General features: G+C 68.1%; 3 protein-coding genes. All 3 read left to right on the top strand.

Translation table 11 applies throughout. From position 1 onward, the window contains the following. On the top strand, positions 1-244 hold a 244-nt coding region (locus tag ACNPM4_RS16890), incomplete at its 5' end, for a type II secretion system F family protein (protein ID WP_448986454.1). 33 nt (positions 245-277) lie between these two features. Further along, complete coding sequence (locus tag ACNPM4_RS16895) at positions 278-508, top strand: hypothetical protein (protein WP_105710857.1); 231 nt, start codon at positions 278-280, stop codon at positions 506-508. Between the two features lies 1 nt (position 509). Continuing rightward, positions 510-668, top strand: a 159-nt coding sequence (locus ACNPM4_RS16900; RefSeq protein WP_448986457.1) for a TadE/TadG family type IV pilus assembly protein, incomplete at its 3' end; no start/stop codon positions are given.

Consider the following 668-nt stretch of genomic DNA (forward strand, 5'->3'; position numbering starts at 1 on the left):
CCTGACCGCGCTGTCACGTGCCGTCGACCAGGTGATCGCCGCCCTCGAGCACGGGGCACCGCTCGCCGCCGTGCTGCATGCGCAGGCGGGAGACGCACGGGAAGACGCGAAGCGAACGCTCATCGAACAGGCAGGGCGCAAGGAGATCCTGATGCTGCTGCCGCTCGTCTTCCTCATCCTCCCGCTGTCGGTGTTGTTCGCCGTCTACCCGGGACTTTTCATCCTCCGACTCGGTATCGGCTGATCGGCCATGATGATCGGCCATGAAAGGACGACCATGTTTGCACCTTCACTGGACACCCGTCACCGACAGGGCACCCGGCGACGCTGGTGGCGCTCTGCAGCGAGCCGCGTCGACGCGTTCGCCCGCGACGAGACCGGAGACGTACCCGGCTGGGTGCTCGTCACGCTGATGACCGCCGGATTGGTCGTCTTGATCTGGGCTGTGGCCGGTCCGGCGCTGACCACCCTGTTCGAGCAGGCGATCCAGCGCGTCTCCGGGCTCTGACATGCGCGTCGCGCGGGCACTGGCCGACGAACGCGGATCCAGCCCTGTCGAGTTCCTCCTGGTCGGCACGCTCCTGACCGCACTGACGCTCGGAGTCCTCCAGCTCGCGCTCGCCGTGTACGTGCGCAACGTGGTCCACGACGCGGCCGTGGGGGGCGCG

Source organism: Microbacterium umsixpiens, from assembly GCF_053543675.1.